The sequence below is a fragment of the Bacillus swezeyi genome, assembly GCF_030908325.1.
GTDB classification, from domain to species: Bacteria; Bacillota; Bacilli; order Bacillales; family Bacillaceae; genus Bacillus; species Bacillus swezeyi.
Genome location: NZ_CP133085.1, coordinates 1,194,446 through 1,209,868, shown reverse-complemented (window position 1 = coordinate 1,209,868; position 15,423 = coordinate 1,194,446). Strand labels below are relative to the sequence as shown.

Genomic DNA, 15,423 nt, shown 5'->3' with positions numbered 1-15,423 from the left:
AGCACCTTACGCTCGCCTCTATTTAAAAAACGAATAAGCTGCGTCTTCTTTAGGATTGCCTTCTTCTTTTACTTACAGAAGTTTATTTTCATGGTAGTGAAAAAAGTTATACATATTACTGATATTTTTTTGCAACTAAAAACTCTATAAAAGGTAAAGTTATCATTGATAGCCCTAATAACAGCAATAGAAAGATATTGATTGTCTCGTTTATAAATTGGTCAGCAACTACTGCTCCAAAAATAAAAAATGTCAGAAGAAAATAACTCACTTTCGAACTTTTCTCTGTAATCCTTTGTCCAAGCTCTTCCTCCTGCAATATTCCATCTTGCTCTTCCTTTGTTCCCCAAGTGATGGCAGAAAAAAAGATCATCAACAAAGCGCCCATACTCATAACTTCGTTAAATCCAACATCTTTTCCAACAATAATCTTATAAATTGTAAAGCCTACCACAATCAGAGCAGCTATACCAGATATTACCGAACCAATTTTTCGAGTGCTCACCCTTCTCCCTCCTTTTCATTTAAAAACAAGATATCAACCCTAACTTCTAAATTTTTTGCAATATCAAATGCTAATTGTAAACTTGGGTCATATTTATTGTTTTCAATGGCATTAATCGTCTGTCTGCTCACATTGCATAAGTCTGCCAATTTTCCTTGCGAGATGTTTTTTTTCTCTCGATACTCCTTGATTTGATTTTTCATTAGATTTCCACCTTCACAATAAGATAGGTGTTAAAAAGTTTTTACATACAAAGTATAAAAAAAGATGGTTTAGGTGTCAAATATTTTTTACATCCAAACCATCATATCAAAATATGTCTTCCTTCACTAATCTATCCTTTAGTTGAAGGACATTCTTTCACAATCTCCATCATATATTATCCAGTGTTTATTTGAACGTCTTATTCCATTAAATGGACCGATTGCGGAACAAAAATAACATGGGACAGGCGTTTGAACAATAAAATTGGTCAAGTGGCTTTTATTTAGGGCGAAAGACATTTTTAATAAATTTCCAATTTATAAATGCCTATTTCCGCAGTTTCAGGCGTATCATTTAACAGAAGTTCATGTATATGAAGATTGCCCCCCAAGGCTTAACAGAGTTAGCCGCGTCCTTTTTTGGCCGGCTAAGCGTTTTTTAACAAGGAGGAATATGCATGCTGACGCTTGGATTTATGTCGCTGTCCCATGAACACGAAAAAGCCTATGCCGAGGAATTAGCGAAAATGGCTTCGGATTACGGAATCCGGTTTATCCGGTTCACACCTTTAGATATTTCTCCCGGCTCCACGCTTGTTAAAGCGCTCACCTATCATTCGAAATCAGGACAATGGAATGAAGTGGAACGGGAAATTCCAGAGCTGATCTATGACCGCTGCTTTTATGGCAAAGATCAGCAATCAAAGAAAGCAAAGCCGATCGTTGACTGGCTCAAAAAGTACCCAAAAACGAAGTTCCTCGGACTCGGACTCCCTGATAAATGGACGGTTTACAAAGCTTTAAGGGCTGATCCGATTCTCAAGTCTTACCTGCCTGCAACATCTCTCGCAGGCAGCGCCCAAGATGTTCTGCGCCGCCTTACAAAAGAAAAAAAGTGTATATTGAAGCCTGCATACGGCTCAGGAGGACGCGGCATGATTCATCTCGAAATGACGGGGAAAACGGTCAAAGCCTCTTATCAAGTCGGAAAGCATAAACAGCTCAAATCTTTTTCCAAGCAGGCCTCTTTTGAAACATGGTGCAAAAAAGTTCTTCAGCACCGTTATCTTTTGCAATCGTTCCTCGACATTCAAGACAAAGACGGTTATCCGTGCGACATCCGGCTGCTTTTGCAGAAAAATGGAGCGGGGGAATGGGCTACGGCCGGAAGAACAGTGAGAAGAAGCTACCAGCACGGACTGCTCGCCAACTTGGCCGGCGGCTCGGAGTCTGTAAGCTTTGACAGCTGGCTTTTATCCGTTCCGAAGAAGCGTCAGGCCGTTCTTCTCGATGACTTAGAGACGATATCGCAAGCCGTCCCCAGAGCGCTTGAATCCGCGCATGGACCTTTATTTGAGCTCGGTCTTGATATCTGTTTGACGAAAGACGGAAAAGTCTGGCTTCTTGATGTCAATTCAAAGCCTGGAAAAAAAGCATTTTTACAGTATTCTCCTGAAAACAGCAAGCTTTTGCATCAAGGCCCTTTGGAATATTGCTCCTCTTTTGCAGCATCGCCGGACAAGAAAGGAGCTGAGAAAGGATGACCGGTAAACCGTTTACAGTCGGGGTTCACCCAAACAGCGAAAATACATTGCTTCTCCCCGCTTCTTTAAAGCAGGACGGTCTATTGTATGCCGCTTTCGGAACGAGCGTGGAAAGATGCCATATCTCTTTTGACAGCCATTTGCAGCGAACGGTTTTGCTTTCTGAGAACCTGTACAACAACCTGCGGATTCCTTACCGCGGCAAAGCATCCTTGCTTTTCCGCGACAATACCGTCTATATCGGGCCTTTAATCGGCATTTTCACCGCCGGCTTCACAAAGTCGGAGCTGGAGCCTGTCAGAGGGCGCTCTTTGTTTTTTTCAAAGCTTCTGACGATGGATCTTCCTGCAGGCGGCTATTGCTACCTGTTCGGAGCCCACCAGATTCAGTGGGAAGAAGGAACCGTCCAGGGACTCATTTTCAAGGAAAACGGCTGGGAAGACATCACCGTTCCACTGCCCAATGTGGTTTATGACAGACTGCCAAACCGACAGGCGGAAGATTCGGCCGAATTGCAGGAAACGAAGGCGCGGCTGATGAACGAATACCGAATTCCATGGTTCAATCCGGGCTTCTTTAATAAATGGGACATATACCAGTCCATGCAGCAAGACGAAAGAACGAAAGATCTGCTTCCATATTCGGTATTCCAGCCGAGTGCAGAGAAGCTTGACGAGATGATCAGCCGGTATGGCGTCGTCTATGTCAAACCCGCCAATGGCAGCTTGGGAAACGGGATTTTTCAGCTCTCCGCATCTGAAGAAAACAGCCTGCAGGCAAAGCATGCCAAAGGCGGAAAGCCGTATCCATCAGCAGATGCTTTTTTAAACGATTTACAGAAGCGCCATAAAGAAACTCCCTATATTGCACAGGAGGGAATTGAACGGATCAAAGTCGGCGATCATCCCGCTGATTTCAGAGTGCATACAAACAAAAACGGAAAAGGGAAATGGACTGTTACAGCGATCGCCGCCAAAATAGCGGAAAAGGACGGGGTCACAACACATCTTTCGAGCGGAGGCGCCGTCAAAACGCTTGCAGAAATCTATGATGATCCCATGGAGAGACTGATCATCCTGCAAAAACTGACAAAAACAGCGGTGCTCATCAGCCAGGTTCTCGATGAGAAAATGGACGGTTTTATCGGGGAAATGGGCCTTGATCTCGGAATGGACCACTCGGGAAAAGTTTGGATGTTTGAAGCCAACTCGCGCCCGGGCAGAGGCATTTTCGCCCACCCCCGCTTAACATCTGTCAGCCGCTTGACGAAAAAAAGGAATTTCGAATACGCTTCATACTTGACTGAACAATCGATCCTTTTTCCCGAGAACATGTGGCAATAAATTCAACCGTGAAGAATCAATTCTTCACGGTATTTTTTTAGTCATGAAAAGAGCCTATGATCTTTCCTGTGAATGAGATACAATGATAACAAATCAACGTTTATAGTCGGCTTGTGTTCGAGGCTGACCATTAGAAATCAATTAAGGAGCGTGGCACTTTATGATTTCTCACTTTCAATGGAAGCCGTTGTTTAAAAAAGAAAAACTGCCTGGCTGGAAAATTTCGTTTTACCATAAAGGAACACATTATGAAGGAATTTATCATAGGTCAGGGGAGATTGAATGGGGCAGCGTTTATCCGCCGCATGATGACGAACCTTCCCTTAAAAGCAAAATTCATGAGTTAATGCTCTTCCATATTTACGAGTAAAAGAAAAGGACGTTTTCAGGATGCTGGAGAAATTAAAGACGCTATACGGTGAAAAGATGATGGCTTCCGGCTCAGCTCAAAAGCATGAAGCGCTCTGGTTTCAAACGGACGAAGGCGAAACGTTCGGCGTTTTGAAAGAAGCGGTCACAGAACGGGAAAAACAGCTGCTGTTGGCGTTGTTTCAGCCTTTTTCAGAATCGCAGCCGTCTCAGCTGACCCCCCGTGAGAAAGAATGGCATCAATATTTTTTTGCAAATGCCCCGCTGGAAAACCCGGAAAACATCCAGCTTGTCCAAGGACATTTTTTCAAAATGAAACATTCACTTGAAGAAAGACAGGCCATCAAAGAAGCGGTCAGCGGCTTTTTCGAACATCCGATTATTGTTTGGTACGATCAGCATGAAGCGCTCATCATTCACGAAGATCCTTCTCCATATCTCCCGAAAAAGGAATTGGAGCAACTTTCCGACGCGCTGACAAGCGATTTTCTGTCAACCCCAGTGTTTTTCAGCGGCCAGCTTCATCTAGTCAATGCTTCGCTTCAAGAAAAAATCCGTTTTGAAAAACAAATGTTTCAGCATATCCTGGCGAACAGCGAGCGCGGAAAAGTCACCTCATTTTGCCAGTGCCTCCCGTCATTTTTATTGGCAGCACCGGATAAAATCAAAGCCTCCCTATTATCGGATGCCATAAGAGATGCGCTGTCAGATCAGGAGACATCCTTAACGATCCGGACGTATATGAGGTGCAACTTGAACGCTTCTCTTACAGCAAAACGATTATTTATCCACCGAAACAGTCTGCAATACAGAATCGACAAATTTATTGAACGGACCGCAATCGATATCAGACAGTTTGAAGAAGCAGCCGCCGTTTATTTTATTTTGCATTTTCTCAAGCTTTTATAGCAACCTGCACGAAAGCAAATTGTGCATCATGTCCATTTACACCGCCTATTCAGTTTTATAAGATAAAAACAAGTTAAGCGCTTACATAAATAAAGGGGGATAAAAAATGGCAGAGCTGGTGCTTGATCAGATTTATAAAGTATATGACAACAAAGTGACCGCTGTAGATGATTTTAATCTTCATATTGAGGATAAGGAGTTTATCGTCTTTGTCGGGCCTTCAGGATGCGGAAAATCGACAACGCTCAGAATGATTGCAGGTCTTGAAGAAATTACAGACGGCGAATTCAGCATCGATGGAAAACGGATGAATGATGTTGCCCCGAAGGACCGCGATATCGCGATGGTGTTCCAAAACTATGCCCTCTATCCGCATATGAACGTCTACGACAACATGGCATTCGGATTAAAGCTGAGGAAGTTTCCAAAAGATGAGATTAAACGAAGGGTGCATGAAGCAGCCAAAATTTTAGGACTTGAAGAGTATTTGGACAGAAAGCCAAAAGCGCTTTCCGGCGGACAGCGCCAGCGTGTCGCATTAGGACGCGCCATCGTCCGCGATGCGAAAGTATTCCTGATGGATGAACCTTTGTCAAACCTTGACGCCAAGCTGCGCGTTCAAATGCGCGCTGAAATCACAAAGCTCCATCAGCGCCTGCAAACGACGACGATCTATGTTACGCATGACCAGACAGAGGCGATGACGATGGCAACAAGGCTTGTCGTCATGAAAGACGGCCTCATCCAGCAGGTCGGCGCGCCGAAGGAAGTGTATGAAAATCCGGAAAACGTATTTGTCGGCGGTTTTATCGGCTCTCCGGCAATGAACTTTTTCACGGGCACCCTCAAGGAAAAAACCTTTACATACGGTGATGTTTCCGTCCTCGTTCCAGAGGGAAAAATGAAGATTCTGCGCGGCAAAGGCTATGTCGGAAAAGAGATCATCATGGGAATCAGACCTGAAGACATTCATGATGAGCCTGTCTTTATCGAAGCCTCAAAGGAGTCAAAAATCGATGCCAAAATTGAAGTGGCAGAGCTGATGGGCGCTGAAACAATGCTCTACTCCCAAGCGGGCGGACATCCGTTCATCGCAAGAGTCGATTCTCGGACAGATGCACAGGCAGGCCATTCACTCGCTCTTGCATTTGACATGAATAAAGCACACTTTTTTGATAAAGAAACAGAGCTCCGCATCCGCTCTGAAGGATGACCCGGCAGCTCCAATGATGCAATGACCGAAGCAAATGCCCTGCTATGCTTCGGTCATTGCAATTTCAACGGTTTCTTCATAAGTGCAGTCTTGACAAGTGTATAAGTGAATACATGTTGTTTGCGTCTGCAGAAAAGAATCAAATTCCATATACGGACTGTACGGGCCGTAAAAATCGGTCGTTCTCCCGGCGTCTGCCATCTCACCGCCGCACTTCGGACACATTCTTGCCTCGACAAGAATGCCATTGCAAACAGGACACATCTCTCCATCCTCCTGACTTTTTCCTTAGCATGCCCGCCCTCGCAAAAAATTGCACTTTCAACATTTACCATTGAGCTGTATGCATGGAATGTGAACCATCTCTCCATAATACGTAGTAACAATTCACATTGGGCTTAGCCAAAGAAGGCAGCGGTGAAAACCGTCAGCTGGTGCAAATCCAGCCAGCCCAACCATACTATTTTAAAAAGGAGTTTGGATACAAATGGCTAACCAAAATTCTTCAAACCAACTTGTTGTACCTGGCGCTGCTCAGGCGATCGAACAAATGAAATTCGAAATCGCTTCTGAGTTCGGTGTAAACCTTGGCGCTGACACCACTTCTCGTGCGAACGGCTCTGTCGGAGGAGAAATCACAAAACGTTTAGTTTCTCAAGCTCAAGCTTCTATGGGCGGTCAACACTAAAATTAATATAACTTCATAATAATGGCTGAGAAGGTGCATTCAATTGCACCTTCTTTTTGCATAGGTAAAATCCCGCACCCGGCTTCTCCTTTTTTCATATGCTGTAGAAAGGAGGAATCGGCATGCAGCTTGTGGCAAGCATTAATTGGGAACTGTTTCAATTTGTCGGAATTTCTCTCTTGCACGAATATGTCGTCAATGTCCGCCCTTTTCATCCGCTCTTCCGCTTTCCGAGGGCTTTTTCTTCCGGGCGATCTGACGTATGATAGATCAGATGGGAGGAATTGATGATGAAGATTGCACTTTTGGGAGGCACAGGCCGTGTCGGACAGGCCTTTGTCAATTTTCTAGAAAAAGACGGCAGACATTCCGTGTATGCCCTCGTCCGCGGGGAACGTGCGGACCTTCTGAAAAACCGCTGCCAGACGCTTACGGGAAACGCAAGAAACCAGCATGACACGAGAGCTTTGATTGAAGAGGCGGACATTGTTGTCAGCTGTTTAAATACGGACGGGGACGATACGTTGTCCGTCTCCGTCCAAAATATAATCAACACCATGAATGAACAGAACAAAAAACGGCTGATCACCATCGGAACCGCCGGAATTTTAAATGCAAGACAAGATCCGACACTATACCGTTTTGAATCAAATGAATCAAAACGGCGCTCGGCGCGGGCGGCAAAAGAACATGCCCAGGTATATGAATGGCTCCGGGACTCAAGTCTGGATTGGACAATCATTTGCCCTACCTATCTCCCAGAAGGTCCGGCCGTTGAAAAGTATCGGGTTGAACGGGACTTTTTGCCGCTTGGCGGAAAAGCGATATCAACAGGTGATACCGCTCACTTTCTTTTTGCACAGCTTGAGTCTGATCTATATATCAGAACAAGAGTGGGATTAGCTTATTAATCGTTTTAAAAGCCAGCTTACCCTATAAGCGTTCCGCGTCCTTTCTGGAGCTCATACATTTGATAATACTGCCCTTTTTGTTTCATCAGCTCTTCATGATGACCCCGTTCTATGATTCGCCCTTTATCAAGCACAAGAATTTGATCTGCGTTCCTGATTGTCGACAGCCGGTGAGCGATGATAAAGGTTGTGCGCCCTTTTTTGACAACATCAAGCGCCTTTTGGATCATCGCTTCTGTTTCGGTATCGATATTTGCCGTCGCCTCATCTAAAATGAGGATGGCCGGATCATAAGCAAGCGCCCGTGCAAACGAAATCAGCTGTCTTTCCCCTGACGAAAGCGTGCTGCCTTTTTCAATGACCGGCTCATCAAAGCCTTTAGGGAGTTGGGTAAAAAGCTTATCAGCCCCTACATGCTTCAGTGCCGCTTCAATCTGCTCTCTTGAGATGTCTTCATTTTCAAGGCTGACATTGGAAGCAATCGTCCCTGAAAACAAGTAAGGATCTTGGAGCACAATGCCCATGTGCTGCCTGATTTCCTGCCGGGACATATGGTAAATGCTTGTTCCGTCAATTGTCACATCGCCTTTTTGAATGTCGTAGAAGCGGAAAAGAACGTTCATGACCGAGCTTTTGCCTGAGCCCGTATGGCCGACTAATGCTACGGTTTCCCCTTGTTTCGCTTCAAATGAAATGTTTTGCAATACATCGTCCCCGTCATCATAGCGAAATGACACATCCTTAAACACGACATGACCGTTTACTTTTTCGGAATTTTTATCTTCAACATCGACACCCGGCTCATCCAAAAGGCGAAATACCCTCTCCGATGATACGCGAGCCAATTCAAGCTTGGCAAATTGGTTAACAATGCCGGTAATCGGCTCAAACAAACGATTCAGGTAATCAACGAATGCATAGAGGACACCGATTGAAATCATTCCTTCCGCATTCAGCGCCGCACCTCCAAAGTACCAGATCAATGCAGTGAACATCAGGTTTCTGAGAATGTTGATCAAGTTGTGGGACATAAGGGAATTCAGATTGAGCATTTTATTTTGATATTGGAAATGGCTGTCATTCAGCTGTTCAAATTCCCGCTTGATATCCTTTTGGCGGCGGAACGCCTGAATAATCGTCATCCCTTGAATCGACTCATTCATTTTGGCGTTGATCTCACTGTTGATCGAGCGAAGCTTATGATTGTAGCCAGACGCAAATTTTCGGTAAGCGGCCGCCCAAATGACAATAAGCGGCAATATTAGCAGACAGACGGACGCAAGCCGTACATCAAGCAACAACAATGCGGCAAAAATGCCGGCCATATAAATCAAATTCGTCGCAAATGTCGAAAGGACGGTCACATACAGATCGCGGATCGCTTCTGTATCATTAGTTACTCTGGCAACGATTTTTCCGGCCGGCAGATTATCAAAATAGCGGACAGGCAGCCTTTGAATGTTGGCGAACACATCCTGCCTCATCTTTTGAATGATGCGGTTTGCGCTCATCTGCAGCAGATAAATTTGCCCGTAATGGAAAAAAATCGAGAAAATCAAAAGGACAAGATACAAAAGGACCAGTGACACAAGTCCTCTGACTTCAGGTTCGTAAAAAGAAAACACTTCAGACTTTGACAGCGGGACGGCCTGATAGGTTTCGGATTGTTTTCCGCTTGAAATCCGCAGTTCTCCTCCGGCCGCTGTCCGTTTTCCATCAAAAGGAACCGCTTCATCCACAAAATAATAATTCATGCCGACTTGAAAAATATGAACTTCCTTGCGCTTTTCAGCCGAAGGGTCTGCCCTGTCTTCCCTGACAAATTCCCGGCCTTTATAGGAAACCGTATGTTTGCCCTTCTCTGAGACCTCATACCACGTTTTTTCAATTCCTAAAATATGATCGTCAATCATCTTTTTGGCGATCATCGGCCCGGTCAGTTCGGCTGTGACCGCTACAGTCAGCATCACAAGCGCCGCGATTAGAGTTTTTTTATAAAGAAGCGCATATTGAAAAAGCCTTTTTCCAGTCTTCATATAACAGTCCCCCCTTCTTCTCCTGAAGGAAGCCGCTGTGCTTCATATTGCTCAAAATACCAGCCTTTACCTGCGATCAGTTCTTGGTGCGTTCCCTTCTCAGACACTTTTCCACCCTCTAAGACGATGATGAAATCGGCATGTTCAACCGCTGACATGCGATGTGACGTAATAAAGGTTGTTTTGCCTTTCCTGCCGTGTCTGATGTTTTCAATAATCGCTGCTTCCGTCTTCGCATCAACAGCGGAGAGCGAATCATCCAAGATCAAAATATAAGGCTGTGCGATCATGGCTCTCGCGATTGAAATCCGCTGTTTTTGCCCCCCTGATAATGCGACGCCTTTTTCGCCGACCATCGTCTGCAGCCCATCTGACATCAGTTCAATGTCCTTTTCTAAATGGGCCTCTTGAATAACCTCCCGCAAATCCTGTTCTGTCGCATATTGTCCGCCAAACAAAATGTTCTCTTTCACCGTTTTTGAAAACAGAACATGATCCTGGGGCACATAGCCGATCCAGCTGCGAAGCTGATCAAGAGGCAGACGCTCAATCGGCACACCGGAAATGCTGATCATGCCTTTTCCAGCGGGATACTGTCTTAATAACTGTTTGACCAAAGTCGTTTTTCCGCTTCCCGTCTTTCCGACGATCCCGACCGTCTGGCCTTGCAAAACAGAAAATGAAATGCCGGCAAGGTTTTCTGAGGCTGAGCTCGGATACGTAAAACTGACGTTGTCAAACACGATATCCCCCGGCTCGGCTTTTTCATGCCGAGAGGCTTCCGCTACATCAGGTTCATACGACAAAGTGTCATTCACCCTGTCAAGGGACGCATTTCCTCTCTGCATGACATTGATCAGCTCTCCGATCGCAAACATCGGCCAGATCAGCATCCCGAGATAAACGTTGAATGAAACGAGCTCTCCCAATGTCAGCTGGCTGCGGAAGACAAGGTAGGCGCCATAGCCGAGGCCGATTAAATAACTGATCCCGACCAAAAGCTTCACTGTCGGCTCAAACAGTGAATCAATCAGCGCAACTTTCATATTTTTTTGGTATACATCCGCCGTCATTCGGTTAAATCGGCCGACATCGTTTTTCTCCTGTACATAAGCCCGGATCACTCTTACGCCTGAGATCGATTCAAGCACCTGGTCATTTAAATCGCCAAACGCATCCTGCGCTTCCGTAAAACGCTGATGGATTTTCTTCCCGTATATACTGATGGCCACCGCCATCAAAGGAAGCGGAATGATTGAAGCAAACGTCAGCTTCCAGCTGATTAAAAACCCCATCGTGAAGAGAATCGTCAGCATATACATTGTCGAGTCCACAAGCGTCAATATTCCGAAACCGGCCGTCATCGAGATCGCTTTTAAGTCATTCGTCGCTCTCGCCATTAAATCTCCGGTGCGGTTCTTCTCGTAAAAAGACGGCGTCATTTTAAGCAGATGGCCCATCAATTTTGACCTGAGGATTTTCTCGATCAGATTCGCTCCGCCAAACAGCTGATACATCCAAAGGTAAGACAGTGTATAAACCACAATGGCAAGCCCGATTAATAAGCCGATATACAAAAGCATCCCGGCCATTGAAAAAGTGCCTGCCTGCATATCGTCAATCGCGTTTCCCAGCAGCTTCGGCGGAAACATCTCTAAAATATTAACGATGATCAGCAAAGCGATCGCAATTGTATAGCGCCGCCATGCATCTTTAAAAAACCAGCCAAGCTTCCATAAAACAGAAAACATGTGATATCCTCTCCTTTTTTAGCCGCCTTCGAGCTTTTCCTTACAATCTTTGATTTCGCTTTTTCTTACATTGAGCATAAAAAATTCCTCCTTATATTTGGATTGCGAAAATTCGGCCAATTCAGCTTCGTTTTCATATATTAGAAAAACATCATGCCCTGATCATCAGGAACAAAATGTTTTTTCTCCGTAAAAAAAGACACACTGTATATGCAGTATGCCTTCTTTATACAAAAAAGGCGCATGTACGCTCGTTCACGCGACATGCGCCTTCCTTCGTTTTTTTAGATGGAAATCGTTACTTCAAACAGATGGAAGGTATTGAGCCGTCACGTTCAGATTCATTTGTTTTCTGAGCTGATGCATTGATTTTCCTCAACATGACGCTGTCCTCCAATCTTATTAATATTTTCCATCTTATAGTACGGCCCTTTATTTGTCAATTTGATTTTTCGTCAATTGCAGACTTTTTATTCATATTCTTATATTTTGTTAGATCATTTGAAAATCGGGTAAAACGATAATAAATCCATTCTGAAAGGAATGATCAAGTTGTTTAAAGCTGACCGCATTATTGTCGCGTTTGACGGAAAAGAAGAAAGCAAGAAAGCGCTAAAAAAAGCGATCGACCTGACAAAAAAGCTTGATGCCGAACTGACCATCGCCCATGTCCATGAACCGAAACAAGTCAGAGCATCAGCTGAGGAACAGCGCCCTGCTGCCGGTGCATCTTATCTTTACAGCGGCATCCCGGCTGCACCTCCTGTTCCGCCTGAATCAGATCTGGCCGGGGAGCCGATGATTTACGAAGACAGTGCAGAAGAAGCGATTGCGGCAGCCAAAATCATCTTACATGAAAACCAGTTTGATGCTGAAATAGAAATCTTGGAAGGCGACCCCGCAAACGCGGTCCTTCACCACGCCGAAAACACCGGCGCCGATCTCGTCATCACGGGAACGCGCGACCAAAACCGCCTGAAAAAACTGCTGTTTGGAAGCGTCAGCGACAAGATTTCCACAAAGTCTGAGATTCCGGTGTTGATTGTGAAGTGAGAGTTGGCAGAGAGCTGGTTCGGCAAAACGGCCTCCATTGCCTTTTTCAAAAGGAGACAGCTTGAGGCTGTCTCTATTTTCATTTCAAAATATCGCATTCATAGTTTATATGCTAGGAATATCAACCTTATTTTCCTGGTGACTTTATCATTAAAATCTGGAAATGTTCAGGTTATTTTTTTAATTTTATATTTGAAATCTTGATATCTCAAGATTCAATGACATTAAAATCGACATTTAAATATTTATTCTTCCACTCTTGGAATAAGAAGTTGTAACTTTCTTTGAATTTTCCAAAATTCCTCAAGAATAGCATTTTAATATCGACACCTCTATTACAATCTACCACCTTAAATAGGAAAGTGATCTTTTCAGTTCCTTTCGCAATCTCTTTGATTGTATATATCAATAACAGAAAAAAAATCAGCACGCCCTCCCGATACCAATTACAGGAAAATAGGCGTTGAAATTAGTAACAATCACCTAACAGGGCTCATAATTTGATGTTGTGAGTGCCCGGGATATTTAAACTCATATTTATAACGATTTTTTTCTTTGAATGGTTTCCTGAAGTGAATACCATTCCTTTATTTAAGATGTAGGAGGGTTGTCAAAATGGAACATTTTCATGATGAGTTGCAGTCATTGGGGATGGATCATTTCCAGGCAGGTGAAATGACGGCTTGGGATCCGAACCGTCATCATGCCAATGCCAAACACTGTGCAAGCTGCTGGAGCTGCGGAAGCTGTGCGAGCTGCGGAAGCTGTGCGAGCTGTTGGAGTTGTGCGAGCTGTTGGAGTTGCTCATGTCACAGCTGCTCCTGTCATAGTTGCTGGAACTGTGCGGGGCATTGCTGCTGGAGCTGTGCAAGCTGCTGGAGTTGTTCATGTCACAGCTGCTGGAGCTGTGCAAGCTGCTGGCATGGAGGCATGTAGTTCTTTTGGGAGAAGACTGCCCCTGTCCCTTTTGCCGCAGGGGTCTTCCCTTCATAATGGACAAACAAAATTACATATAATGGTATAGCTTTTTCCATCATGAAAAGGAGGAGCAACATGACACATTTAGCCGCTTCCGCCCGCCTGAAAGTGAAACAGGATACTTATTTTCTTCCTGATCCGAACGGCGGCGCGTATTTTAGAAATAATTCCGGGTCGTTTCGCATAAAAGGCGCTTCAATTTATCAATGGATTGAAAAATTGCTGCCGATGTTCAATGGTGAGCATACAATGGAAGATTTAACAAACGGGTTACCCGCTCCTTATCGAAACAGGGTGTATGAAATCGGAAACATGCTCCATAAAAATGGGTTTGTTCGGGATATAAGCAGCGACCGGACTCACCAATTGAAAAGCTCCGTGCTGGAAACGTATGCAGCCCAAATCGAATTTATCGAAAGCTTTGGAGATTCCGGCGCTTACCGCTTCCAGTTATGCCGCCAGACAAAAGTACTGGCAGCGGGCTCCGGTTCCTTTCTTGTTTCACTAGTCAGATCGCTGACCGAATCCGGATTCTCCAATATTCGGGTTATGGCGGCAGGTTCTTCTCAACCCGCTTTAAAGGAACTGACGGAAATAGCTGGCGAGGAGGCAGTCGAATTGACGGACGCGCAAAATTGGCGTGAAGCGGTGCGCTCTGTCGACTGGGTTTTGTACGTCTCTGAAGATGGTCTGCAAGAAGAGCTCCTCAAACTGCAAACGATTTGCATGGAAGAGAAGAAAGGCTTCATTCCGGGCGTCTGTCTGAAGCAAATCGGTCTGGCAGGACCTGTCGTACAGCAGGGCGGTGACGCCTGCTGGAAGTCGGCATGGCGACGCATCCATCAGACGGCGCTTCATGAAGACCGAGAGCTTGCAGTTTTTTCTTCAGCGGGAAAAGACATGCTGGCAAACACCATCGTGTTTGATTTGTTTAAAACGGTTACAGGACTTACGCCGTTAACTAAACGGAATCAATTTTTCCTAATCGATTTGGCCACCCTTGAAGGCGCTTGGTACCCATTTCTCAAACACCCGCTCATCGATTCTGACGGTGCCCGCGCTCAATTGATTGACGACCTTGAAGGGAGAATGGCAGAGCGCTCGGACAACAAAGAAGAAGGACGTTTATTTCAGTTTTTCAATGAGCTGACATCTGACACATCGGGAATTTTTCATCTCTGGGAAGAAAAACATTTGAAGCAGCTCCCATTGTCACAGTGCTTTGTTCAAGCTGCCGATCCGCTGTCAATAGGGCCCGCAAAGCTTTTGCCTGAATCGGTTTGCATCGGTTTCACCCATGAAGAAGCAAGGCGGGAAGCAGGGCTGACCGGTATTGAAATGTATGTATCACGATTGGCACGCTCTTCTATCAATCATGGTGAGGATTTCGGAATCGGAGCCGGAGAAACAATAGCAGAAGGCGTATTGAGAGGATTGCAGAAATGCTTAGAGCATCGATTGACAGAGCGGAAAAAGGGCGAAAAAGAAACGATTGTCCAGTTTCCTTTAGGTGTAATACAAGATAAGCAGTCGGCATTCTATTTCAAAGCGCTGACGATGATGCACGGCAGACCGGAAATCGGTTTAAGCAAGGATATAGAAGACTTTCCTGTTGTATGGGCAGGTATTCACGGCCGCTGGTATGGGAGTCCTGGTTTAAATCTCACTCTGGCGCTCAGAAAAGCGCTCGAGCGGGCATTGATGGACATAAAGCCTTTGGAGAAGACGGACATGATTTTACAAAAAAATGACATAAAGCTCGATATCCCTGTTTGCGAAGATTCGCCGCAAACACTGCTTTCCACTTTAATAAACAATCATAGCTCACAGTTTTTGGTCTATGATTTTCCAGCTGAACCTTTTTTGAAAGAAAACCTAGCGGGCATCTATGGGGTGCAGTTAAGAAAGGAGGAGGCTTAA

16 protein-coding genes are annotated in these 15,423 nt (G+C 45.0%); 11 read left to right on the top strand and 5 right to left on the bottom strand.

All coding sequences use genetic code 11. From position 1 onward, the window contains the following. Window positions 1–115: 115 nt before the first annotated feature. Window positions 116–505, bottom strand: coding sequence for a hypothetical protein (locus RBH91_RS05770; protein WP_307893780.1), 390 nt, complete (start codon window positions 503–505; stop codon window positions 116–118). After that, on the bottom strand, window positions 502–708 hold the full coding sequence (locus RBH91_RS05765) for a helix-turn-helix transcriptional regulator (protein ID WP_076761666.1): 207 nt from the start codon (window positions 706–708) through the stop codon (window positions 502–504). The genes RBH91_RS05770 and RBH91_RS05765 overlap by 4 nt, the downstream gene beginning before the upstream one ends. Before the next feature lie 458 nt (window positions 709–1,166). On the opposite strand from RBH91_RS05765, the gene RBH91_RS05760 reads away from it, so the two are divergent. The 5 genes from RBH91_RS05760 (at window position 1,167) to RBH91_RS05740 (ending at window position 6,086) form a co-directional block, all read left to right on the top strand. Continuing rightward, complete coding sequence (locus RBH91_RS05760) at window positions 1,167–2,252, top strand: YheC/YheD family endospore coat-associated protein (protein WP_307893779.1); 1,086 nt, start codon at window positions 1,167–1,169, stop codon at window positions 2,250–2,252. Continuing rightward, entirely contained in the window at window positions 2,249–3,595 is a 1,347-nt protein-coding gene (locus RBH91_RS05755) for a YheC/YheD family endospore coat-associated protein (RefSeq protein ID WP_307893778.1), read from the top strand. The genes RBH91_RS05760 and RBH91_RS05755 overlap by 4 nt, the downstream gene beginning before the upstream one ends. A gap of 160 nt (window positions 3,596–3,755) precedes the next feature. Next, the gene (locus RBH91_RS05750; RefSeq protein WP_076761661.1) at window positions 3,756–3,965 is read left to right on the top strand and encodes a YheE family protein; all 210 of its coding nucleotides are present in this window, start codon (window positions 3,756–3,758) and stop codon (window positions 3,963–3,965) included. A gap of 20 nt (window positions 3,966–3,985) precedes the next feature. Beyond that, window positions 3,986–4,873 carry a helix-turn-helix domain-containing protein gene (locus tag RBH91_RS05745; RefSeq protein WP_307893777.1) on the top strand — a complete coding sequence of 296 codons (888 nt, stop codon included), beginning with the start codon at window positions 3,986–3,988 and terminating at the stop codon, window positions 4,871–4,873. A gap of 106 nt (window positions 4,874–4,979) precedes the next feature. Further along, on the top strand, window positions 4,980–6,086 hold the full coding sequence (locus RBH91_RS05740) for an ABC transporter ATP-binding protein (RefSeq protein WP_307893776.1): 1,107 nt from the start codon (window positions 4,980–4,982) through the stop codon (window positions 6,084–6,086). A 42-nt stretch (window positions 6,087–6,128) separates the two neighbouring features. On the opposite strand, the gene RBH91_RS05735 is transcribed toward RBH91_RS05740, so the two are convergent. After that, a complete protein-coding gene (locus tag RBH91_RS05735; protein ID WP_076761653.1) occupies window positions 6,129–6,350 on the bottom strand; it encodes a hypothetical protein in 222 nt (73 codons plus the stop codon). Window positions 6,351–6,573: 223 nt separating this feature from the next. On the opposite strand from RBH91_RS05735, the gene RBH91_RS05730 reads away from it, so the two are divergent. The 3 genes from RBH91_RS05730 to RBH91_RS05720 all read left to right on the top strand — a co-directional run bounded on the left by RBH91_RS05730 (window position 6,574) and on the right by RBH91_RS05720 (window position 7,685). Continuing rightward, window positions 6,574–6,774 carry an alpha/beta-type small acid-soluble spore protein gene (locus tag RBH91_RS05730; RefSeq protein ID WP_076761651.1) on the top strand — a complete coding sequence of 67 codons (201 nt, stop codon included), beginning with the start codon at window positions 6,574–6,576 and terminating at the stop codon, window positions 6,772–6,774. Window positions 6,775–6,896: 122 nt separating this feature from the next. Next, entirely contained in the window at window positions 6,897–7,040 is a 144-nt protein-coding gene (locus RBH91_RS05725) for a hypothetical protein (RefSeq protein ID WP_307893775.1), read from the top strand. A 24-nt stretch (window positions 7,041–7,064) separates the two neighbouring features. Continuing rightward, a complete protein-coding gene (locus RBH91_RS05720) occupies window positions 7,065–7,685 on the top strand; it encodes an NAD(P)-dependent oxidoreductase (protein ID WP_307893774.1) in 621 nt (206 codons plus the stop codon). Between the two features lie 17 nt (window positions 7,686–7,702). Here the strand turns inward: RBH91_RS05720 and RBH91_RS05715 are convergent, their stop codons facing one another. Together RBH91_RS05715 and RBH91_RS05710 are read right to left on the bottom strand one after the other, a co-directional pair. Further along, window positions 7,703–9,721 carry a multidrug resistance ABC transporter ATP-binding protein/permease BmrD gene (locus RBH91_RS05715; RefSeq protein ID WP_307893773.1) on the bottom strand — a complete coding sequence of 673 codons (2,019 nt, stop codon included), beginning with the start codon at window positions 9,719–9,721 and terminating at the stop codon, window positions 7,703–7,705. Further along, on the bottom strand, window positions 9,718–11,472 hold the full coding sequence (locus tag RBH91_RS05710) for a multidrug ABC transporter ATP-binding protein BmrC (protein ID WP_307893772.1): 1,755 nt from the start codon (window positions 11,470–11,472) through the stop codon (window positions 9,718–9,720). Before RBH91_RS05710 ends, RBH91_RS05715 begins: the two co-directional genes overlap by 4 nt. A gap of 552 nt (window positions 11,473–12,024) precedes the next feature. Between RBH91_RS05710 and RBH91_RS05705 the strand changes: the two genes are divergently transcribed. From RBH91_RS05705 to RBH91_RS05700, 3 genes are all read left to right on the top strand, one after another. Beyond that, window positions 12,025–12,525 carry a universal stress protein gene (locus RBH91_RS05705; protein ID WP_076761644.1) on the top strand — a complete coding sequence of 167 codons (501 nt, stop codon included), beginning with the start codon at window positions 12,025–12,027 and terminating at the stop codon, window positions 12,523–12,525. 615 nt (window positions 12,526–13,140) lie between these two features. Next, the gene (locus tag RBH91_RS22625) at window positions 13,141–13,461 is read left to right on the top strand and encodes a heterocycloanthracin/sonorensin family bacteriocin (protein ID WP_404802478.1); all 321 of its coding nucleotides are present in this window, start codon (window positions 13,141–13,143) and stop codon (window positions 13,459–13,461) included. 117 nt (window positions 13,462–13,578) lie between these two features. Beyond that, window positions 13,579–15,423 (top strand): putative thiazole-containing bacteriocin maturation protein, encoded by a 1,845-nt coding sequence (locus RBH91_RS05700; protein ID WP_307893771.1) that lies wholly within the window; start codon window positions 13,579–13,581, stop codon window positions 15,421–15,423.

Coding starts and splice junctions, on each gene's coding strand:
- RBH91_RS05765 (WP_076761666.1), bottom strand. CDS start 708: ATGAAAAATCAAATCAAGGAGTATCGAGAGAAAAAAAACATCTCGCAA.
- RBH91_RS05760 (WP_307893779.1), top strand. CDS start 1,167: ATGCTGACGCTTGGATTTATGTCGCTGTCCCATGAACACGAAAAAGCC.
- RBH91_RS05755 (WP_307893778.1), top strand. CDS start 2,249: ATGACCGGTAAACCGTTTACAGTCGGGGTTCACCCAAACAGCGAAAAT.
- RBH91_RS05750 (WP_076761661.1), top strand. CDS start 3,756: ATGATTTCTCACTTTCAATGGAAGCCGTTGTTTAAAAAAGAAAAACTG.
- RBH91_RS05745 (WP_307893777.1), top strand. CDS start 3,986: ATGCTGGAGAAATTAAAGACGCTATACGGTGAAAAGATGATGGCTTCC.
- RBH91_RS05740 (WP_307893776.1), top strand. CDS start 4,980: ATGGCAGAGCTGGTGCTTGATCAGATTTATAAAGTATATGACAACAAA.
- RBH91_RS05735 (WP_076761653.1), bottom strand. CDS start 6,350: ATGTGTCCTGTTTGCAATGGCATTCTTGTCGAGGCAAGAATGTGTCCG.
- RBH91_RS05730 (WP_076761651.1), top strand. CDS start 6,574: ATGGCTAACCAAAATTCTTCAAACCAACTTGTTGTACCTGGCGCTGCT.
- RBH91_RS05725 (WP_307893775.1), top strand. CDS start 6,897: ATGCAGCTTGTGGCAAGCATTAATTGGGAACTGTTTCAATTTGTCGGA.
- RBH91_RS05720 (WP_307893774.1), top strand. CDS start 7,065: ATGAAGATTGCACTTTTGGGAGGCACAGGCCGTGTCGGACAGGCCTTT.
- RBH91_RS05715 (WP_307893773.1), bottom strand. CDS start 9,721: ATGAAGACTGGAAAAAGGCTTTTTCAATATGCGCTTCTTTATAAAAAA.
- RBH91_RS05710 (WP_307893772.1), bottom strand. CDS start 11,472: ATGTTTTCTGTTTTATGGAAGCTTGGCTGGTTTTTTAAAGATGCATGG.
- RBH91_RS22625 (WP_404802478.1), top strand. CDS start 13,141: ATGGAACATTTTCATGATGAGTTGCAGTCATTGGGGATGGATCATTTC.
- RBH91_RS05700 (WP_307893771.1), top strand. CDS start 13,579: ATGACACATTTAGCCGCTTCCGCCCGCCTGAAAGTGAAACAGGATACT.